Origin of the sequence: Rhizobium ecuadorense, from assembly GCF_001187535.1 — a bacterium.
GTDB classification, from domain to species: Bacteria; Pseudomonadota; Alphaproteobacteria; order Rhizobiales; family Rhizobiaceae; genus Rhizobium; species Rhizobium ecuadorense.
This window is the reverse complement of sequence record NZ_LFIO01001780.1, coordinates 118,897-139,438: the sequence shown is the minus strand read 5'-3', so window position 1 is coordinate 139,438 and position 20,542 is coordinate 118,897. Positions and strand designations below refer to the sequence as shown.

Sequence of the window (20,542 nt, the reverse complement as noted above, 5' to 3'; positions counted from 1 at the left end):
TCATCTATCCTGTTCTAAATTAAAGAGTTAGAGCATGATGTCGCCCGAAAACCGCTCACACTTTTCGGCATCATGCTCTAGCCGACCGGCTTCTGCAGCACGTCGAAGCGCGGATTGGTTTCGGAGAAGATCGGCAGGGCGGCGGCGCCGAGGATGGCGGTGTCCTTGCCGGTCATGCCGATCATGACGCGGGGCACGGCCCGCTTCCGGTCGGGATCGATCGGCACGTGCAGCGGTTCCAGCCGCTCGGCGAGCCGGGCCATCAGCGAGGTCGATATGCTGCCGCCGAGCACGATGGTCTGCGGGTCGAAGGCAAGTTCGAGAAAGTCGAGGGTCTGCCGCAGTGGCTGGACGGCCTGGTCGAGCCAGGCGTCCAGGCCTTCGCCGCCCCTAGCGATCAGCGCGTCGAGATCGTCCGGCGAAAGCTCCTCGGCATTGGCGATGCCCATGAATTCGTAAGCGACGGTCGGTGAGACGTAGCGGTCCAGGCAGCCGCGCTTGCCGCAGCTGCAGAGCTTGCCGTGCGGCTCGACGATGATATGGCCGATCTCGCCGGCATTGTTGCGGCTGCCCTTGTAGAGATGGCCGTCGAGGAACATGCCGGCGCCGATGCCGCCGCCGCCGGCAAGAAACAGATAGACGAAGCTGCCGAGACCGCGGGCGACGCCGTGAAGACGCTCGCCGATCGCGGCCGCGGTCGCATCGTTTTCGACCAGCACCGGCACCTTGACCCGCCGCTCCAGCTCATGCCCCACAGGAAAATCCTGCCAGCCGGGCAGGCTCTGCGGGCTGAGGGAGGTGATGCCGCCATCGGCATAGCGGCCGGGCAGGGCCATGCCGACGCCGAGCAGCCGGTTCCGGTCGAAGTCGAAGGCCTGCTGAAGATCCTCGACGATCGCTTGCAGCGCCGGCATCGCCCTTTGCGGATCGGGATGTTCGATAGGACGCTCGATGCGGGCGCAGACGGCGCCGGAAAGATCCGTCAGCACGCCGCTGGCGCGCTGGCGGCCGAGTTCGAGGCCGATCGAATAGGCGCCGGCGGGATTGATCGAATAGGGGATGATCGGCTGTCCCCGCGCCAGCTTCTGCGCCTCGGCCGGAACGAGAAGATGCGACCGCTCCAGTTCCTCGACGATATTCGACACGGTCTGGGCGGTCAGCGCCGTCATCCGGGCGATCGCCGCGCGCGACAGGGGACCGTGCGTCCGCACGGCCTCGATCACCACACGCCGGTTGTGAGACTTGGCCTGCTCGAGATTCGTGCCGGAGATCGCCTTCATGTGACCTTCAAAGGAAATGGTGCCTCACCCTTGTCACAAGACGGATAGCGATGAAAGCCACATTCTTCGCCGGCTTTTACTGAACCCCGGCGTCAACGGGCGCAACGGCATTTCGTCTCTGCAGCAGGCCGAGGATGGTGATGCCCGACAGGCCGGTGACGGCGCTCATGATGGCGGTCCCGGAATAGCCTGTGATATAAGTGCCGGCGGCAAAAACCAGCGCGCCGATCCCGGCGCTCGCAAAGATATTGACGGAAATCAAAGCGCTGCCGAGGCCCGGCCGATCGGCAATCAGATCCTGCAGATAGGTGATCGGAATGCTGATGATCGCGGCAGCACCTATGCCGGCGAGCAAGGTCAGCGCATAGAGGTGCCACGGCTCAGAGGCAAAACCGAGAAGGCTGAGGAACAGGGCATAGATGATGGTGCCGGCGGCAAGCGCCGTCATCTGGCCGGCGTTGCGCGCAATCCGTGACCAGACGATGATGAAGACGACCTCCAGAAGCGCGACGATGCCGACAAGAATGCCGACGTCGCTCAGCCGACCATGGGCAGCACCGGTGGCGATCAGCGGCAGAAGGGCGTCGTTCAGATGCAGCGTGCTGGTGATCAGCGCGACGCCTGCGATATGCGCCGAAATCCGCGGCGAAACCACCTGCCTGAGCGCGCCGAGATAGCTGAGGTGGTGAGCCGCGGCCATCTCCGTTACCGCCCGCTTCGGCAAGGCGAAGAGGATGATGGCCTGGCATAGCAGGCAGGCGACGGCGGCAAAGAGATAGGCCGGCAGCATGCTCGATGCGCCCGAGAGCACCAGGCCGGTTATCCCCGGGATCAGCACCCAGGAGAGCGAGATCATCGCGCGCACGCCTGAATTGGCCGTCACCATGTCATTCCGGTTCATGCCCTGCATCGCCGCGCGCGCATTGGCAAACAGCAGCGAATTCAGCGCCCCGAAGATCGGCAGCGGCAGCAGGCCGCTGATGGCGAAGATCGCTGCGCTCGGAAAGGCATAGACCATGCCGTAGCCGACAATGCCGAAGATGCAGGCGCCGATCATCGCCGATCGATACTCACCGAGCCGATCGGCAAGATTGCCGAGCATGACGCTGACGACGACGTTCACCGCCGCCGAGGCGAAGCTCAGGAAGGAATAGAGGCCATCGCTCAAGCCCAGTTCACGGATGCCGATGATCGAACGATAGGGAGCGGTCATCGCCCCCGCCATTCCGAAGGTGAAAATGGCGATCATGCTGGCGCGGATCGCCGGATTGCGAAAGACGTCGGGGAAGAGGCGGCTCATGGGGTCATCAATTGTCAGGGAAATCGGCAGGCGCAGCCGCGGCGGGCAGTCCGGAAGGTCATGCTATCGTTTCGGCTCGGAGATCGCAGCCCTGAATTTCAGTAATGTTCCGACTGCGAGAAGGTTCGCGCCAGCTCGGCCTGGCCGGCGGTGAGGCCGCAATCGACGGGCAGGCAGACGCCTGAAATGGCGGCGGCGAGCGGACCGGCAAGGAAGGCCACGGCATTGGCGACATCTTTCGGATCGACGACACGCTGCAGCGGATACCAGCGGCGCGCCTCCTCGAAAACATTCGGATTGGCGGCGGCGCGTTTCTCCCAGGCCTGCGTCTTCACCGTGCCGGGGGCGACGGCATTGGAGCGGATGCCGAACTTGCCGTATTCGACGGCGACCAACCGGGTGAAATGCAGAAGGCCGGCCTTGGCGGCACTATAGGCCGGGTGCCCGAAGACATTCATGCCGTTGACCGAGGCGATGTTGACGACGGACCCCTTCGACGCCTTCAGCATCGGCTCGAAGGCGCGGAAACACAGGAATGCCGCTTCGAGATTGAGCGCATTGTCCGCCCGCCAGATCTCCGGCGTCGTCTCGTGCAGGCTGGTGGCGCGGGCCGCACCGGCATTGTTGACCAGGGTTCGCACCAGGCCGGCTTCGGCGGCGCGTCCGGCCAATTCCGATATGCTCGCCTCGCTGGTCACATCGCACCCGGCGGCGACGAAGCGATCGGCCGGCCCGAGCTTCGCAGCGACGGCGGCAGCAGCCGCAGCATCGATATCGGCGAGAAACACGACATCATGGTCATCGGCGAGCCTTGCTGCGATCGCAGCGCCGATATCGCCCGCCGCACCGGTCACGATGGCTATCGACTTCGTCATTTTCCCAGACTCCCGTTCATCAGCCTCAATCTCCAAGCAATTGCCGGTCGTCGCCGTCGCGGTGAATGACGAGCTGCTGCTTGATGCGCCGCAGCGTTGTCGTCGCCTTCGGCTGAACCGCATAGGCGACCAGGCTCGACAGAATATCGACCGTCGCGATGTAGGCGATGCGCGTCGAGGTCGGGCGATAGATATTATTGCCTTCGGGAAGGTCGATCGGCACGACGATTTCGGCCGCCTTGGCGACCGGGCTTTCCGTCTGGGTGAGAGCAATCGTCTTCACCTTGGCGCCGCGGGCAAGCTCGAAGGCCCGCACCAGCTCCAGATTGCGCCCCGAGAAGGACGAGCCGATCAGCACGTCGCCCGGCCGGGCCGCGGCCGCCATCATCAGTTGCATGCTGTGATCGGAACTGGCCGTGATGCGAAGCCCGAGACGGAACAGCCGGTTCTGCAGCTCGTCGGCGATCATCGACGAATTGCCGCCCGAGCCGAAGGCATAGATCATATCGGCCTTGGCGATAAACGAAACGGCGGCTTCGATCGCCGCCAGATCAAGCGACCGGTGCAGCAGAAACAGCGCGTTCTGCGCCTTGGTGATGATATCCTGGGCGACATCGGCCGGATCGGTGCTTTTCGATTCCGGCTTCAGATAGCGCACGCCGATATGGGCGGTGCGGGCGAGCTGCACCTTGAAATCGGAAAAGCTCTCGCAGCCCAGCCGCCGGCAGAAGCGCGTGACGGTCGGCGGCGACACCGCGGCGCGTTCGGCAAGCTCGATGATCGAGGCGTTCACCGCGAACTCGAAATCGTTGACGATGATCTCGGCGATGCGGCTTTCGGAGGGAGAGAGCCGGCCCTTGTCTTCCTGCAATGTCGAAAAGATATCCAAAGCCGCTCCCGCCCTTATTCCTTATGCACCCTTCTTCTTATAGGCCACGCAGTCGATCTCAACCTTGCAATCGACCATCATCGACGATTGCACACAGGCGCGCGCCGGCGGATGCTCGCCGAAATACTCCTGATAGATCTTGTTGAAGGTCCAGAAGTCGCGCGGATCGTCGAGCCAGACGCCGACGCGCACGACATCCTCGACGCCGTATCCGGCCTCTTCGAGGATCGCGAGCACATTGGCGATCGTCTTGTGGGTCTGGGCGATGATGTTGCCGTCGATGATCTCGCCATCTTCCATTGCAACCTGGCCGGAAACATAGAGCCATCCGTCGGCCTCGACCGCACGCGCGAAAGGCAGCGCCTTGCCGCCGGCCCCCGTTTGAACAGTGCCATAGCGCTTGATGGGCATGCTGAAGTCCTTGCAAATTATTTTCTTGATAAGTTGACAAATGACCACAGAAAGCAGAATTTGACCAGTGAAAAACATGAATTATGAAAAGAATTTCAATCCGGGGCTGATATGCGCGACCCTTTCCAGAATCCCTTCCCCTCCGACAGCGCCCGGCAGGCGATCTGGGAAATGCTCGTTCCGCGCGATATCGATGCTTTTCTCGCCGCCGACTGGTCGAAGGTGGAGCGTGATTTCGTCGAAGAGGGCTTCATCGGCATCGATGCCCAGAAGCAGGTCAGCCCCGACAGGTGGCGCCTGGCATTTCCGACGCTCGCGGCCTATCGCCAGGAATGGCTGAGACAGGCGAAGGATTTCGCCGAGCAGAGTTTTGCGGAAGATGCGCGCACGGCGATCTTCACCACGACGACGCTTGAGGATATCGAGATCGACGGCGAGATGGCGCTGGTGCGCAAGAAATTCGACGGCGGCATCACCAGGGCTGACGGCACCCGCGACGTGCTGCAATGGCAGACGCTCTATTATTGCCGGCTTCACCAGGGGCGCTGGAAGATCTCAGGTTTCACCGGCTACCTGCCGAACCCGATGGGGTAAAGCAGGCCGACAACACGAAGGCGACTTTCTTGCGCATTTTCACGGCGGCATTGGCGACCGAGACCAATACTTTCTCCCCGATCTGCGTGGATCGCCGCGCGTTCGAAGCCTCGCTTTATGCGCCCCCCGGCCAGCATCCCGAAACGCCGACGCTCTGCACCGCTCCGATCACTGTCGGACGGCGCGTCACCCGGGAAAAGGGCTGGGAGCTGATCGAGGGAACCGCCACCTGGGCCGATCCTGCCGGCCTCGTCAACCGGACGACCTATGAAGAGCTGCGCGACGAAATCCTCGGCCAGCTCAAGGCGGCAATGCCGGTCGATGCCGTCGTCATGGGCCTGCACGGTGCCATGGTGGCGGCCGGCTACGAGGATACGGAAGGCGACCTCCTCTCACGGATGCGCGAGATCGTCGGGGCCGACGTCCTCATCTGCGCCGAGCTCGATCCGCACAGCCATCTGACGGCCAAGCGCGTCGCAGCGCTCGATTTCGCCGTCTATTTCAAGGAATTTCCCCATACCGATTTCGTCGATCGCGCCGAGGATCTCTGGCGCATCGCCGTCGACACGCTGGAAGGCCGGGTCAGGCCTCTCATCTCGGTGTTCGACTGTCGGATGATCGACGTCTTCCCGACATCGCGCGAGCCGATGCGCTCCTTCGTCGACAAGATCATGCGGATCGAAAAGGATGATCCCGATATCCTGTCGATCTCGGTGATCCACGGCTTCATGGTCGGCGACGTTCCCGAAATGGGAACGAAGCTGCTTGTTGTCACCGATAACAAGCCGGAAAAGGGCGCGGCTTTGGCGCGCGACCTCGGCCTCGAACTGTTTTCGAAACGCGGCACCTTCATGGTCCCGCAGATCGACGAGCGGCAAGCCGTCGCGCGGGCGATTGCTTCAACCGCATGGCCCGTCGTCATCGCCGATGTCTGGGACAATCCGGGCGGCGGCACGGCCGGCGACGCGACCGTTGTTCTGGCCGAGCTGATGGCCCGCGGCGTCACCAGTGCGGCGATCGGCACGATCTGGGACCCGGTGGCGGTGCAGATCTGTTTTGCGGCGGGCGAGGGGGCGGAGATTCCGCTGCGCTTCGGCGCCAAATCGGCGCCCGGCACCGGCAATCCGATCGACGGCACCGTCAAGGTCGTCAAGCTGGTGAAAAATGCCGAGATGCAGTTCGGCGAGAGCCTGGCGCCGTTCGGCGATGCCGCCCATATCGTGCTCGACGGCATCGACATCATCCTCAATTCGACGCGCGCCCAGAGCTTCGATCCCAGCCTGTTTTCGGTGATGGGCATCGATCCCGAGAAGCAGAAGATCCTGGTGATCAAATCCACCAATCACTTCTTCGCCTCCTTCTCCAGGATCGCCGCCGAGATCCTTTACTGCTCCGCCGGAACGCCCTATCCCAATAATCCGGCGACGACGCCATATCGGCGGGCGCCGAAGACCATCTGGCCGATCGTGGCCGATCCACATGGACGAGAACGCGGAGCCGCCTAGATGTCTGATGCCAGCTTTGCCGTCGTCGCCAGGGCAGGAGACAGGATCGCCGATCTCTCGACGCCGCGTCCGGTGATCGACGAAGACCGGCTGGCTGCCAACATCGCCCGCGTCCAATCCTATATGGATCAGCACGGGCTGAACTTCCGCCCGCATATCAAGACGCACAAGATCCCGGCGCTCGCCGTCGCGCAGATTGCCGCCGGCGCCAAGGGCATCAACTGCCAGAAGGTCAGCGAGGCTGAGGTTTTTGCCGCAGCCGGTTTCGGCGACATCCTGATCACCTTCAACATCCTCGGTCAGCAGAAGCTCGAGCGGCTCGCCAAGCTGAACGAGAAAATCCCGGCGCTGAAGGTCGTCGCCGACAGCGAAACGACGGTCGACGGGCTCGCGGCGCATTTCTCCGGCCACAAGCCGCTGACCGTGCTGGTCGAATGCGACACCGGCGGCGGCCGCTGCGGCGTGCAGACGCCTGAAGAAGCGGCCGCGCTCGCCAGGCGCATCGCCGCGGCCGACGGCCTGACCTTCGGCGGCATCGTCACCTATCCGAAGCCGCAATCGGCAGCCAGCGTCGAAGCCTTCATCACCGAGACGCTGAACCGCCTGAAATCCGACGGCATAACCTGCCCGATCGTCAGCAATGGCGGAACGCCGAGCCTGTTCGAGGCGCATCTCGTCAAATCCGCCACCGAACACCGCGCCGGCACCTATATCTATAACGACCGCCAGATGGTGCGCATGGGCCATTGCAGCCAGGACGATTGCGCCATGCATGTGCTGGCAACCGTCGTCTCCCGTCCCACCGCCGACCGCGCCGTCATCGACGCCGGCTCGAAGGCGCTGACCTCGGACCTGCAGGGCTTCAGCGATTATGGCCTGATCGTCGGTTACCCCGAGGCGCGGATCACCAGCCTCTCGGAAGAACACGGTGTGATCGATCTCTCAACCTGCACCGGCCCTCGGCCGCAGATCGGCGAGAAGCTCTTCATCATCCCGAACCACACCTGCGTGGTTTCCAACCTGTTCGACACGATGGTGTTTCATCGGGGTGGCGTGGTGACCCGGGTGGAGGAGGTCGCGGCCCGGGGCCTCGTCTGGTAGGGGTTTCGGGTGAGGGCGGGATGGTTATGATCGCGGGAGGGGCGCGGTTATTGACGCATTGGTCGCGGTCTCGTTATCGGCAATGATGCTGCCGCGAATACTGCAAGACGTGCACGCCGCGGATGACTCTTTGCGCCAAAGGCGGACATAGGCTCTGCGGGAGAGTGTTCGAGTTGGGGCATCGCAGACAGTCTGCTCGTGGGAGACAGGTAACCAAAAGCGGCCGTTCCCCTAGCCTCATGCCGCGACCTGGCATGTTGGAGGCAATACGCCAAAGCCGCTGTTCACTGCGGCTTCCGGAGCGTGCTTATTAGCCCTCGACTCCTTCTTGCTACTGGAAGCCAACTTTTTCTAGTCAGGCACCTTTTCGCCGACATGACCGATCATCAATAACCCGTTGGCCCGGTCGCACCAGAAGTGAATGCGACCGGCACCCGGCGTGTACCGGGCATGCCAGTCGAAGCACCGCTCAACGCCATCGAGGTCGTCGAAGTTAAACTTCTTGCTCCGCTGTTCAGCTTCCGCGCTCGTAAGTGTTAACCACGTTGGCATGGGACTTTGAGTCGTGTTCCATCGCGATGTAGCCACTTCCAGGTCCATCAACGTGCGCCCGGCTGCGGTGAAGCGAACCTCACCCGCCTTGAAGGAACGGATGTATGCTTCGGTGCGGGGCAGAAAACGCAAATGAGGAAAGATTTCTTCACGCCGGACCCATAATTCGTCGCCATCGCGAACCCTCTCGAGAGGCATGCGTCGAAGCCAATTGTCATGAGCCGCAATATGATCAGCCGTCGAGGCGTGACTAACCTCGACCATCTCCCCCTCGCAGTCCCCGTCGTCAGAAAGAAAGATGCGTCGTAATTCAACGGTTGGCGCTATCCAGGGATTATTTGCAAAACTTACGCTTAGCGTGCCAACGGCGTGGCTCAATCCCAGACCTTCAGCGGGCTGATTCCCAAAATGATACTCGGAATCCATCGCGAAAGTTTCGCCTAGCCCGACACGAAAAGGCGCGCGATTTTCAAATCCCCGAAGAAACCTCCATTCGTCGCGGTTCCGCCCGGTGGCCATGATCTGTCCAAGCCAGTTGTCAGCACCAATTGGGATTGACGCAAGCGAAACCGAAGAATGCAAGGCGGTGCTCGGCTGCACTCGACGGAGCGCTTGCAACGTCTTTACCAAGCCTACAACCGAAGCTTCTGCAGCGTTTTGATCGACCTGCCCTTGGGGGAAGGATAGCTCGTTTAGAAATGCTATAAAGGTCATGTTATTCGAGAAGTTGATCGAGCGATTTGTCCCACTGGTCAAAGAATCCGTCGGGCCAGCTGCTTATTCTACCGTCATCCGTCACAACTGGATCGTCGCGATCAGGCTGCCGGTCCGCCGGGCCGCGACGAAAGAAGTTTAGCCCTATGCTGTTGGCAGGGATGTCGCCACACTTAACTGCCAACCGAAGGCCGTTGAGTACATGATCACTGTGACTTTCAACAATAATGCGCGCGCCTGTAGCTGCAGACCTGGCCATAAGCCGCCCCATGGCCGCCTGCCCCTGCGGATGAAGATGCGCCTCTGGGTTCTCAATCAGTAGCCAACTATCGGGCGGCGAGGCTAGGCAGGCAACGAGAACAGGCAAGACATAAGTGAGACCGAAACCCACGTTAGTCGAACGATAAGGGTTCGAGCCGCTGATACCAGCGGTACCGCCGTAATAGTAATCCAACCGCACAGCGTCGGTACGTGGGATGTCTTCCACCTCAAGGCTTACACCGGGGCTGAATACCTTCATCCAAGCGTTTACCTGTGAGAGCAAGCCAGGAGAGGGTTCGTCGGGGTGTCGAAGACGCGGGTCAACCTCCTCATCCCGGAAAAGACTGAGAAAGTGAGCGGTAAATTCACCACGACTTCCGAGAAACCGACGCTCGCTTACAAGATGATAGGCTTTAGGAAAGCTCACATCCGGGCTCGCACGATCAGCACGTAGATATTGGAAACAGTGTCCGAAAAGACCGCGTTGGTGCTCCAGCCCTGAAAAGAAGCCGAATTTTGGATGCTCAACAAAATGCAGGAGATCTCCACGGGGATCATAAGCAACGCGATAAGCGAAAATCCGTCCCATGCCATCGTGAAGCGCAATGCCTATTTCTTCATCATCATGCTGATCATTTAAAACGTCAACGCCTGTTCCGAGTTCGATCAGTTCCCCGTTGAGAAGAAGGCCCTGCCTCATCAATAAGCGCGTATCCCATGACTGACGCAGCAAAGCGAGCGCTTGGAGTGTCGTGCTCTTGCCGGATCCATTGAGTCCGGAAAGCAGGGTCAACGGCTTGAGCGGAATGCTAATATCTCGGAACGCCTTAAAATTGTGCAGGGTCAGGCGTTCAAACATCAGCAATCTCCAGGAAGATCGTGGATACGGTGGCAAAGCGTTTGCGGACCTTGTTGGTGTCGCCAGTGCCCTGTGAGATTGCGGATTCGAAATCGCGATCTCGCATTGCGGCCATCATCCGGCGACGTACTTCATCGCGACGGAGCACGCAGCGTTCCCGCCCTTCCTCAGTTAAATTGGCAAGCGACACGGAGATCGTTTCAAACAGTGCTTTGTTGATAGGGAGGCGACCATGGCTCTCATGGTAACGCTTGCGAAAGGCGTCGTCTCCAAAAATGGCAGATGCGCACTCCATCGCGCGGTTAAAACCGTACTCGAGCGCAGCAAGCCTTAAGTCGTCGAGCGCGTTAAGCTGACGCATTGCGTCACCGAGGAAACGGTCGAAGTCATAGGCCCGAAACTGCTCGGGCGGATTCATGCTGAAGGCTAGAAAACGCAAAACCATCTCGCGGTCTGCCATTCGCTCATCACGGATGCTGTAGGTCGTCGCAACCTTGAACGCCTCGGAGCCAGCAAGCTGTCCCAGATACTTACGCGCTCCACCAGGAATGAGAGCGTGGCGCAGTTCCTGCGCCGAGAGTGGCAAGCCTCCGGTGTTGATACGGGCAAAGATATTGAACTTCACCTCTTGCGGCGTGCCATGACGAATAACGTGGACGACGAGCTCAGTCTCCCGAAGCCGGCGCTTCAGCCTTGCCGGAAGACCTTCAAACAAAATACCTTCGAAGGAAGCGCCCAGATATTCAAGTCCGCTTAGCCGTAAGGGAGTTTCACCGATCGCCTCCGGGTCGATGAAACGCGTGATCGTCGTGAGACGTTGGATACCATCAACAATTGCCCAATCCTCATCTTCGTCCTCGGCGGCGTAGAGCGTCGGCAAAGGTATTCGAAGCAGGAGAGATTCTATCAGGCGGCTTTGCTGGCGATCGTTCCAGATTCCCCGGCGCCGTTGGAAGTCCGGCTCTAGATCAATAGCCTTGCTACGGATGCGCGACAACAGCAGGTCAATTGTCATCGATCTGGTGGCGACATCGATGTCGTCGGGATTGAACGGCTCGGCAATCACCAGTTCGCTGCTACTATCGCTGGGGAGCTCCTGTTCGACTCCACTCCAGGTAGCGAATGACGTCCCTTCCTCGGGCACTTTAGGAGTTTCGGATATGATCACCTGGGTCTTCATGCTTGCCATGTAGCAAAGTACCGCGTTCAATTCCAGCAATCGAATAATAATCGCAACGCCACTTAGAATTTTGTTAAAGTCGTATGGAAAGGCAAGTTCAGCCTCGATCAATGCGCGGACCCGATAAGGAAATGATGTTGGTCGACTGACGTGGAAGTTGGCTTTTTGGAATGCCGGCGTTGCGTCTGAACGCCCGAAATCGGTGCAAAGCAGCCGTACTACCAGATGTCCATAATGGGCCGGATTTTGCGACTGTAGGAAATTATCTGACGCCGTTCTGGGACTGAAAATCGACCGAACGGGTACTGGTAGGCGGCCTTAAATTCTTAGCGCGTCATTTCGCCCCGGGACCCGACCCCCGGCAGGACGCCCCCCCGGGACAGAAAGCCAGTCGCGTCAAGCCGCCGTCGGGTTGATCACGTTCATATCGATCTCCGTCAGCTCCACACGGCGCTCAAACGCGATGCCCGCCTCATCAAAGAGATGGCAGTCGGCGGCATTGATGCCGGTTGAAACCGGCGCATCGGCGCGGATGCCGACGCTGCCGGGGAGCATGGCGCAGAAATTCTCGGCCTCGCCGTTGAGCGAGGCGTAGGCGACGGTATTGGCGCCGAGGCGTTCGATGACGGTCGGGGTGACGGTGAAGACGATGTCGCCGCCGTTGAGCTGGATATGCTCCGGGCGGATGCCGAGTGTCAGCGTCTTGCCTGATATGCCGTCGCGCGGCGTCACCGGCAGAAGGGCGGTCTGGCCGCGATACTCCACCTCGACGCCGGCGGCGCTGACGCCCTTGCAGGTGACGGGCAGGAAATTCATTTTCGGGTTGCCGATGAAGCCGGCGACGAACTGGTTGGCGGGCTTGTGGTAAAGCTCCAGCGGGGCGCCGGTCTGGGAGATATTGCCGGCGTCGAGCACGACGATACGGTCGGCCATCGTCATCGCCTCGACCTGGTCGTGCGTGACATAGATCATCGTCGCCTTCAGCTGCCGGTGCAGCTTGGCAAGCTCGATGCGCATATCGGCGCGCAGCGCCGCGTCGAGGTTGGACAGCGGCTCGTCGAACAGGAAGATCTTCGGTTCGCGCACGATGGCGCGGCCGATCGCCACGCGCTGGCGCTGGCCGCCGGAGAGCATGCCGGGCTTCTGCTGCAGCCGCTCCTCGAGATGCAGGATGCGTGCGGCATTTTCGACCCTGGCCTTGAGCTTTGCCTCTTCCATCTTCTCGACGCGCAGCGGGAAGGCGATGTTTTCGAAGACGGTCATGTGCGGATAGAGCGCGTAGGACTGGAACACCATGGCGATGCCGCGCTTGACCGGCGGCAGGTCGTTGACCCTGACGCCATTGATGACGATATCGCCCGCCGTCGTCGCATCGAGACCGGCGATCATCCGCAGCAGGGTGGATTTGCCGCAGCCGGACGGCCCGACGAAGACGACGAACTCGCCATTCCTCACCTCGAGCTGCACGCCCTTCAGAACTTCGTAGTCGCCGTAGAATTTCTGAACTTTGTTGAGAAGGAGCTGTCCCAAAAATCTGTCTCCGCCGGCGGCCTTCGTCGCACATTCAATAGTGGGGAGGGGCCGCGGCTTGTGCCGCGACCCCAGGGAGCCTCAAAAGGGCTTACTTGAAGGCTTCGATTTCGCCGGCAGCCTTCTTGAGTGCTGCCTCCGGTTCGGCCTTGCCGGTGACGACCGACTGGATCATTTCGATCATCGAGTTCTGGAAGCCCTTATAGTCGGTGAAGAGCGGCTCGGGACCACCATAGCTGATGCCCTCGATGAGCGGCTTCCAGTAAGGATCCTTGGCGACGAACTCATCGACCTTTGCCGAGGGGCGCAGCGGCGTGAGGCCGGCGCCGCCCTGCAGCTCGTATTCGGACTGGACATCAGGGGAGGTGATGAACTTGGCGAACTCGGTCGCCTTGTCCTCGACGCCGGAGCCCTTGAAGATCGCCAGGCTGTCGGTGATCAAGAGCGTGCCCGGGCCCTTGGCGTCGGGGCCGAGCGGCAGCGTCGTGATGCCCCAGCTGATCTGCGTCTTCTTCAAGCGGTCGGCGGCACCGGAGCCGGCCTGGATCATCGCCACCTTGCCGTCGAGGAAGATGGCGCGGACTTCGTTCTGCTCATAGGCCGTCGGGCCTTCTTCGGAGTAGGGGACGATGTCCTTATAGGCCTTCAGGGCGGCGAGAATCTGCGGGCTGTCGAGCGTGACCTTGCCGTCGGCATCGGTTACCGCACCGTTATTGGTGTAAACCCAATGCATGAACTGGTGCATGGTGTTGTCGAAGGTTTTGGCGGAAAGGCCGTAACCCGGAATGCCGGTCTTTTCCTTGATGGTCTTTGCCATCTCGATTTCTTCGGCCCAGGTCTTCGGCGGCTTCTCGGGGTCAAGGCCGGCCTGCTTGAACAGGTCCTTGTTCCAGTAAAGCGCCTTGGTGGAGAAGGCGATCGGAACGCCCCACTGGTTGCCCTCGAAGGTCACCGTGTCGACGATGTGGGGATAATAGGTCTTCTTCTCGTCGTCGGTCATCGGCACCGGAACGATCAGATCGTTCTGCGCGAATTCCTTCAGCGTGCGCGAGCCGACATAGGCCATGGCAACCGGCGTGCCGGCGGCGGCCAGCGTCGTCGCCTTGTCCTGGCACTGCGCCCAGCCGACAACCTCAGGGGTGATCTTCCAGCCAGTGTTCTTTTCTTCCCATTGCTTGATGTATTTGACGTGGACCGGGTCGATCGTGTCGCCGCAATAGATCCAGCTGATTTCCTTGTCGGCCGCATGGGCAGTGACCGCGGTCAATGCCGTCGAACCAAGCAAAGCGAGGGCCATAAGGCCTGTCTTGATTGTAATGCTCACGTCGTGACTCCCGTTCTTGTGTTAGCTGTTCACTCGTTTTTTGATCTTATTGTTTCACCGCACCGGCGGTCAGCCCGCCGACAAGGTAGCGCTGAAGGAAGAAGATGACGACCATCGCCGGCGCGATGCCGACGAAGGAAGCCGCCATCAGTTCGTTCCAGATGACTTCCTGCTTGCCGAAGTAAGCAAAGAGACCCACCGGAAGGGGCATGTATTCGGTCTTCGAGTTGAAGGTCAGCGCGAAGATGAATTGCTGGGCGTAAGCGCCGATGAAGGTGGTGATGGCAACGACGATGATCCCCGGCATCGCAATCGGCAGGATGACCCGGCGAAGCGTGTAGAAATGGCTGGCGCCATCCATATAGGCCGCTTCGTTGAGCTCCTGCGGGATACGGATCATATAGGTGCGCAGCAGCCAGATCGCCGAGGGGATCAGGAAGGCGACACCGGGCACGATCATGGCGAGATAGGTGTTGAGCACGCCCATGCTGCGCATCAGCCGGAAGAGCGGGATCAGCAGCACGGCGCCGGAGAACATGTTCACCGTCAGGAAGGCGCCGAGCAGGATGCCCATGCCCTTGAACTCGAACTTGGCGAAGGCATAGGCCGCCGGAATGACGAGGCAGAGCACGATCAGCGTGACGATGATCGAGATGAAGAAGGAGTTGAAGATATAGCGCCCGAAACCCGGCACGCTGACCCACATCGTCCGGTAGGCCTCGAACGAACCGTTCTCCGGCCAGAAGCGGTAGGGAGAGGAGAACAGCTGGCTGAGCGGCTTCAGCGATACCATGAAACCTTCGAAGAAAGGCGCCAGCACGAAGAACAGAAACAGCGCGATGCCGCAATAGATCAGGATGATCTCCCACCAGCGATAACGGTCGATCATGGCCGGGCTGCTCATGCGCGCTTCTCCGGGTTGAGGCGGCGGGTGACGCGGAAATAGGCAAAGCAGAAGAGCGACAGGAAGATGCAGATCAAAACGGCGCGCGCCGCCCCTTCGCCGTATTTCTTCGATCCGATGGCGGTCTGGTAGGTGTCGATGATCATCGTCGTCGTCTCGCCGCTCGGTCCGCCCTGCGTCAGGATCCAGATGATGTCGAACGAGTTGAAGGTGGCGATCAGCGACAGCATCGACATGGTGATGATGGCGGGCACCATCAGCGGCAGGGTGATGCGGCGGAAGCGATACCAGCGGCCGGCGCCGTCGGTCCAGGCGGCCTCGTAGAGATCCTTCGGGATCGACTGGATCGCCGCCAGGAAATAGATCGTCACCAGCGGTACGCCGATCCAGACGTCGGTGACGATCGTCGCCCAGAAGGCGGTGCTGCCATAGGCGAGGAAGGCGACCGGGCCGTCGACCAGACCGAAGCGCTGCAAGACGCCCGAAATCATCCCGAACTGGCCGTTATACATCCAGCCCCACATGAAGATGCCGATCGCCATCGGCACGATCCAGGGCGGCATGGTGAGCAGCCGGAACAGCGAGCGGCCGGGCACGGCGGCGTTCAGCATCGTCGCGCCGAAGGTGCCGATCACCATTTTCAGCGCGACCGAGAAGAAGGTCCAGACGAAGGTGCGGAAGATGACTTCGGCAAAGGTGGCGTTGAAGATCTTCTCGTAATTGACCCAGCCGACCCAGTTGGTGGTCTTCTTCAGCGACGCATCGGTGAAGGAGAGGATGAAGGTGTCGACGAGGGGATAGGCGACGATGGCGAGAACGTAGAGAACGGCCGGAAGGAGGAGGATCCAGGCGAAGATGAAGGCGCTTCTTTGAACACTCATCTTGCCGCCGTCCTCAAGCCGCTCTGGCGTGAAGGGCCTCGTCGAAGCGGTCCCAGACGGGACGCAGGTCGACGACGGTTTTCTTCATCCTCGCTTCATCCATCGCCAAGGCGAGAATGCCGGCTTCCAGCGCATTCAGCGTGGAAACGGGAAGTTCGAGCCCGGTGCGCACGCTTTCCAGCAAGTCGCTCGCCATCTGTTCATCGGCGCCGTAATGCTGGGAGAGCTCGGTGGCGGCATATTTGTTTTCCACCACCTTGTTGCCGGTCAGTTGCTCGTGCACGTCGAGATAGCCGCGCACGAAATCGCCTTCGGCCATACCGCGCGAGCCCATGATGGCGAAGCGGCGGAACTGATCGGGCACGTTCAGATTGGTGTGAAAGTTCATGCCGACGCCGTTTTCATATTCGACGATCGCCACCTGATAGTCGATGATGTCGGCATCGCTGTCGAAGACCTTGTCCGATCCCATCCAGCCGCTCGGCTTGCGGTGGAAAAGCTCGAGATCGTTGATGCCTTCGCGCGCCGGGTCGTTGGCCGGAGTGAAGCTCTTGCGGCCGCCGAAACTGGCGACCCGCTCCGGTCGCGCGCCGACGACGCCATTATAAAGGTCGAGATCGTGGCAGCATTTCTCCAGCATGAAACTGCCGGAATAACGCTCGTAGCGGCGCCAGTCGCGCATGAAGAAGGCGCCGTGATAGGGCTCGATGTGTTCGGACGCCTCGATCGAGACGATCTGGCCGAGTTTGCCCTCGGCCTGGATGGCGCGCAGATCCTTGTAGAGAGGAGAGTAGCGCAGCACCAGGCCGACCATCAGCCGCTCGTGACCGAACTTCGCCATCAGATGCGCCAGCTCGATGCTTTCAGCGATCGTCGTGACGATCGGCTTTTCGCAGAAGACCTTGAGGCCGGCTTGCAGCCCGAGCCTGATATGATCGAGATGCAGGTGATTGGGGGAGCCGATCATCAGCAGATCGAGCTTTTCGGAGGCGAGCAGTTCCTGCGGCGAGCCATAGGCCTTGCCGACCGAAATTCCCTTTTCCGTCAATCCTGGAAGTCCGGCGGGTTCCGGATCCACATAGCCGACAATGTCGAAGCTGCTATCGATCGCTTTGAAGACGTAGCCGAGATAGCCGAGCCGGAATCCGAGCCCGATGATTCCCACTTTCATGCCGATCAAGTTCCCAGTTTAGGTAATTTATTTTCTTTAAGTTGGGACAAAAAACGAGAGGCGTCAATAGAAAACGGGCCTCACAGCAGGAGTATGAAATTTATTTTCATAGATCGGTAGGCGGCTGTCGATTGCCGGCTGCCGCAGGCAGGACGCGGATTGCCGAAGGAAGGAGCGCGCACCGTTTGAAGCGGCCGCAGTGAATTCAGCCTCTCCAGCCGCGGCGGCGATCGCCCCGGCAAGCACACGCGAGACTCGCGAAATATTGAAAAGACACGTGAGTTTACGTGTGTAGGATGGTGCGAGAAACCGAGGCAAGGAGGAGCCATCATGACCCGCATGACAGCCAAGGATTTCCCGCAGGAACTTCTGGAACTCTATGATTACTACGCGCATGGGAAGATCACCAAACGCGAGTTTCTCGACCGGGCCGGCAAATTCGCCGTCGGCGGGCTGACGGCAGCCGCCATTCTTTCATCGCTGAGCCCCGATTATGCATTGGCGACCCAGGTCGAGTTCACCGATCCCGACATCGTGGCCGAATACATTACCTACCCCTCGCCGAAAGGAAATGGCGAGGTCCGCGCCTATCTCGTCCGCCCGAAGAACGCCACCGGCAAGGTCGCGGCCGTCGTGGTCGTGCACGAAAACAGAGGCCTGAACCCCTATATCGAGGATGTGGCGAGGCGCGTGGCAAAGGCCGGCTTCATCGCGCTGGCGCCGGACGGCCTGACCTCGGTCGGCGGCTACCCCGGCAACGACGAAAAAGGCAAGGAGCTGCAGCAGAAGGTCGATCCGGAAAAACTGATGAACGACTTCTTCGCGGCGGTCGAATTTCTGATGAAGAGCGATCTCACCACCGGCAAGGTGGGGATTACCGGCTTCTGCTACGGCGGCGGCGTCGCCAATGCCGCTGCGGTCGCCTATCCGGAACTTGCCGCCGCCGTGCCCTTCTACGGCAGGCAGCCGCGCGCCGAGGACGTGCCGAAGATCAAGGCCCCCCTGCTTCTCCACTATGCCGGGCTCGACAAGGGCATCAACGAAGGCTGGCCGGCCTATGAAGCGGCGCTGAAATCAGCGGGAAAAACCTACGAGGGCTACGTCTATCCCGACGTCAATCACGGCTTCCACAATGATTCCACGCCGCGCTACGACGAAGCAGCCGCCAAGCTCGCCTGGCAGCGAACTGTGGATTGGTTCACGAAGTATCTCGCCTGAGGAGTGGCTTGAATGATCGGCGGGCGGGGAGGGTATTCCCGCCCGGCTGTTTTCCGCCCGCCGATGGAAGAGCGCGGTCGGCAATCGCATTGACGCGCAAAGAGCGCTGTAACGGCCTGAATCGCGGCTTAATCCTCAAGCCGCTTCCGATTTAATCAATTATGCGGTAGCCTGTCTGCTGGCTTTTAATCGGGCGAAGATTTTCGCTCGACGTTGGAGACGGCCTCAAACGGCGAAGTACCGACCGTCGGGATTTCAGAATACGTTCTGTCATCGATATTAGGCCATAATGCGATGCGCACGGAACAAGGATGCCTGTCATTGGGTTTCGAACCTTAGCGTTCAAAAGGAGGAGCATTCATGCCTACGGTTGCCGCGACATCCATCACTCCACCGGACCAGCATCTTGTAACGGCGCGCGAAGCCCTTGAGCCGCTTTACGAGAAGCTTGAGCTGCAAACGGAATCGCTGGTGCTGGCCGCCGCGCTGGAAGCCGGATGGTCTTCGGATGAGGCGACGAAGGCACTTGCGGCACTCAGACTGCAGGATGCTCTTTCCACCTTGGACGAACGAACCAGCCTGTAAATTCCGAGAATATCCGCGGCCTCTGACTCAGGCAGAATTGCTGTCGGCTATTGCGCGCCGCCGCTTTTGCGTCGTCTGCGGCTGACCATCATTCCGCCGACGATCAGAACAATTCCGGTCGCGTTCGCCCAGAATGAGGTTGGAACGGCGCTGAGATAATCGAACGCCACTCCGGTGACCATCTGGCCGCCAATGATCAGCAGTGCCGCATTGACCGCGCCGATTCGCGCAATCGCCCAGCTGCCCGCCGCCACGAAGACGACGCCGATCGGACCACCCAGATAGATATACCAGGGCGCCTGGGCGGCGCCGGCGGGAAGCAGGCCTCCGACAAAAAGACCAAGGCAGGTGAGGACGGCAAAGCCGACGGCATGGTTCCAGAAGGATGCGATCAGCGGCGTGGTGGAGATGCTCAGCCGCCCATTGAGCTGACGGCTGAGGCCGACGAGCACGCCGCCGAGGCAGGCCAGGAGAATGAAGATCATCATGCTCCGCCTCGGCCGAACAGGATGATGAGCGCACCGCCGGTGACGACCAGGCCGAGCGCGGCGATGTCTTGGAGATCCGGGCGCCGCTTCGGCAGGCCGAACAGTCCCCAGCTGTCGGCCGCCAGGCTGAAGGCGACCTGACCTGCCAAACCCAAAGCCAAGGTGCCGGAGAGGCCGAGCGGCGAGTTGACCGCGGTCGAGGTCAAAATGACCGTTGCGGCGCCGGATACCCCGCCGAGATAGGCCCACAAGGGCGCCTTGGCGGCTTTTCCCGGCATCGGCGCGCGCCGGCGGTAAAGCGCCAGAAGAAGAATGACGGCGGCGACCATGCCTGTGCCGTGAGCGGTCCAGGATGAGAACAGCGGATTGGCGTATCGTGCCAGCTCCCCATTGAGATGCACCATGAAGGTGAGGAGCCCACCGGTCGCAAAAGCGCCGATGAAATAGATGGGATGCGGATTGCGTGCCGCTTCGATGGTCATTGCAGATCCCGTCAAAGAATCGATTGCGCCCGGTATTTTTCAGATTGCTACCACAGCACGCGCAGCTTTTCAGGAGGCGCAAAAGACGCGGCAGAATTGGCGCGTCTTGCATGCGGCCGGAGCTTCCAGCTTCGGCATCGGAATGCTAAGTGGCGGCCTTTGCACTTAAAGGAAATATGATGAGAAAATTGCTTCGCCTGCTGCTGGTGGTCGCTCTGGCCGTCGTCGTCTTTACCGGTTTCCGCTGGTATCGCTATGTCAGCAACACCGACAGCCCCTATGATGAAATCGGCATCACCCTCAACAATGCCATGCCCGGCCCGATCAACAGCTGGGGCTGCGCCAGGCTGAAAACCACCTTTGCCGGTTCCCTGCCACCTTTGGGCTGCGCTGCCGCCGACGCGACACAGTGGAAGTAAGACTGCGAGGCTGCGCCCC

At 60.6% G+C, this 20,542-nt stretch carries 21 protein-coding genes; 6 read left to right on the top strand and 15 right to left on the bottom strand.

What is annotated here, in order from left to right:
- Positions 1 to 77: 77 nt before the first annotated feature.
- The 5 genes from AF337_RS36020 to AF337_RS36000 form a co-directional block, all read right to left on the bottom strand.
- A complete protein-coding gene (locus AF337_RS36020) occupies positions 78 to 1,280 on the bottom strand; it encodes an ROK family transcriptional regulator (protein ID WP_049735842.1) in 1,203 nt (400 codons plus the stop codon).
- Positions 1,281 to 1,356: 76 nt separating this feature from the next.
- The gene (locus AF337_RS36015) at positions 1,357 to 2,580 is read right to left on the bottom strand and encodes an MFS transporter (RefSeq protein WP_049735841.1); all 1,224 of its coding nucleotides are present in this window, start codon (positions 2,578 to 2,580) and stop codon (positions 1,357 to 1,359) included.
- Between the two features lie 98 nt (positions 2,581 to 2,678).
- The gene (locus AF337_RS36010; RefSeq protein WP_049735840.1) at positions 2,679 to 3,455 is read right to left on the bottom strand and encodes an SDR family oxidoreductase; all 777 of its coding nucleotides are present in this window, start codon (positions 3,453 to 3,455) and stop codon (positions 2,679 to 2,681) included.
- A gap of 25 nt (positions 3,456 to 3,480) precedes the next feature.
- A complete protein-coding gene (locus tag AF337_RS36005) occupies positions 3,481 to 4,344 on the bottom strand; it encodes a MurR/RpiR family transcriptional regulator (RefSeq protein ID WP_049735839.1) in 864 nt (287 codons plus the stop codon).
- Between the two features lie 21 nt (positions 4,345 to 4,365).
- Positions 4,366 to 4,755, bottom strand: coding sequence for a RidA family protein (locus AF337_RS36000; RefSeq protein WP_049735854.1), 390 nt, complete (start codon positions 4,753 to 4,755; stop codon positions 4,366 to 4,368).
- A gap of 111 nt (positions 4,756 to 4,866) precedes the next feature.
- On the opposite strand from AF337_RS36000, the gene AF337_RS35995 reads away from it, so the two are divergent.
- Genes AF337_RS35995 through AF337_RS35985 form a run of 3 tightly spaced genes read left to right on the top strand, consistent with a single transcriptional unit; the run spans position 4,867 to position 7,955 of the window.
- Positions 4,867 to 5,349, top strand: a complete 483-nt coding sequence (locus tag AF337_RS35995; protein WP_049735838.1) for a hypothetical protein — start codon at positions 4,867 to 4,869, stop codon at positions 5,347 to 5,349.
- A gap of 29 nt (positions 5,350 to 5,378) precedes the next feature.
- Positions 5,379 to 6,854, top strand: coding sequence for a M81 family metallopeptidase (locus AF337_RS35990; RefSeq protein ID WP_049735837.1), 1,476 nt, complete (start codon positions 5,379 to 5,381; stop codon positions 6,852 to 6,854).
- The gene (locus AF337_RS35985) at positions 6,855 to 7,955 is read left to right on the top strand and encodes a D-TA family PLP-dependent enzyme (protein ID WP_049735836.1); all 1,101 of its coding nucleotides are present in this window, start codon (positions 6,855 to 6,857) and stop codon (positions 7,953 to 7,955) included.
- A gap of 351 nt (positions 7,956 to 8,306) precedes the next feature.
- On the opposite strand, the gene AF337_RS35980 is transcribed toward AF337_RS35985, so the two are convergent.
- The 8 genes from AF337_RS35980 to AF337_RS35945 form a co-directional block, all read right to left on the bottom strand.
- Complete coding sequence (locus tag AF337_RS35980; RefSeq protein ID WP_049735835.1) at positions 8,307 to 9,221, bottom strand: hypothetical protein; 915 nt, start codon at positions 9,219 to 9,221, stop codon at positions 8,307 to 8,309.
- 1 nt (position 9,222) lies between these two features.
- A complete protein-coding gene (locus tag AF337_RS39330; protein WP_063844356.1) occupies positions 9,223 to 10,341 on the bottom strand; it encodes an AAA family ATPase in 1,119 nt (372 codons plus the stop codon).
- A complete protein-coding gene (locus AF337_RS35970; protein ID WP_202813704.1) occupies positions 10,334 to 11,632 on the bottom strand; it encodes a DUF262 domain-containing protein in 1,299 nt (432 codons plus the stop codon). Before AF337_RS35970 ends, AF337_RS39330 begins: the two co-directional genes overlap by 8 nt.
- 285 nt (positions 11,633 to 11,917) lie before the next feature.
- Entirely contained in the window at positions 11,918 to 13,051 is a 1,134-nt protein-coding gene (locus AF337_RS35965) for an ABC transporter ATP-binding protein (protein ID WP_049735833.1), read from the bottom strand.
- A 91-nt stretch (positions 13,052 to 13,142) separates the two neighbouring features.
- Complete coding sequence (locus AF337_RS35960) at positions 13,143 to 14,348, bottom strand: ABC transporter substrate-binding protein (protein WP_049735832.1); 1,206 nt, start codon at positions 14,346 to 14,348, stop codon at positions 13,143 to 13,145.
- A gap of 73 nt (positions 14,349 to 14,421) precedes the next feature.
- Positions 14,422 to 15,279, bottom strand: coding sequence for a carbohydrate ABC transporter permease (locus tag AF337_RS35955; RefSeq protein ID WP_049735831.1), 858 nt, complete (start codon positions 15,277 to 15,279; stop codon positions 14,422 to 14,424).
- Entirely contained in the window at positions 15,276 to 16,160 is an 885-nt protein-coding gene (locus AF337_RS35950; RefSeq protein ID WP_049735830.1) for a carbohydrate ABC transporter permease, read from the bottom strand. The genes AF337_RS35955 and AF337_RS35950 overlap by 4 nt, the downstream gene beginning before the upstream one ends.
- A 13-nt stretch (positions 16,161 to 16,173) precedes the next feature.
- Complete coding sequence (locus AF337_RS35945; RefSeq protein ID WP_049735829.1) at positions 16,174 to 17,331, bottom strand: Gfo/Idh/MocA family protein; 1,158 nt, start codon at positions 17,329 to 17,331, stop codon at positions 16,174 to 16,176.
- A gap of 330 nt (positions 17,332 to 17,661) precedes the next feature.
- On the opposite strand from AF337_RS35945, the gene yghX reads away from it, so the two are divergent.
- Both yghX and AF337_RS35935 read left to right on the top strand, forming a co-directional pair.
- The gene (gene yghX / locus AF337_RS35940; RefSeq protein WP_049735828.1) at positions 17,662 to 18,549 is read left to right on the top strand and encodes a YghX family hydrolase; all 888 of its coding nucleotides are present in this window, start codon (positions 17,662 to 17,664) and stop codon (positions 18,547 to 18,549) included.
- A 360-nt stretch (positions 18,550 to 18,909) separates the two neighbouring features.
- Entirely contained in the window at positions 18,910 to 19,134 is a 225-nt protein-coding gene (locus tag AF337_RS35935) for a hypothetical protein (protein WP_049735827.1), read from the top strand.
- 47 nt (positions 19,135 to 19,181) lie between these two features.
- Here AF337_RS35935 and AF337_RS35930 read toward each other — a convergent pair whose 3' ends face one another.
- Together AF337_RS35930 and AF337_RS35925 are read right to left on the bottom strand one after the other, a co-directional pair.
- Positions 19,182 to 19,622, bottom strand: a complete 441-nt coding sequence (locus AF337_RS35930; RefSeq protein ID WP_049735826.1) for a DMT family transporter — start codon at positions 19,620 to 19,622, stop codon at positions 19,182 to 19,184.
- Positions 19,619 to 20,104, bottom strand: a complete 486-nt coding sequence (locus tag AF337_RS35925) for a DMT family transporter (RefSeq protein ID WP_049735825.1) — start codon at positions 20,102 to 20,104, stop codon at positions 19,619 to 19,621. The genes AF337_RS35930 and AF337_RS35925 overlap by 4 nt, the downstream gene beginning before the upstream one ends.
- Positions 20,105 to 20,283: 179 nt before the next feature.
- On the opposite strand from AF337_RS35925, the gene AF337_RS35920 reads away from it, so the two are divergent.
- Entirely contained in the window at positions 20,284 to 20,523 is a 240-nt protein-coding gene (locus AF337_RS35920) for a hypothetical protein (RefSeq protein WP_049735824.1), read from the top strand.
- Positions 20,524 to 20,542: the final 19 nt, after the last annotated feature.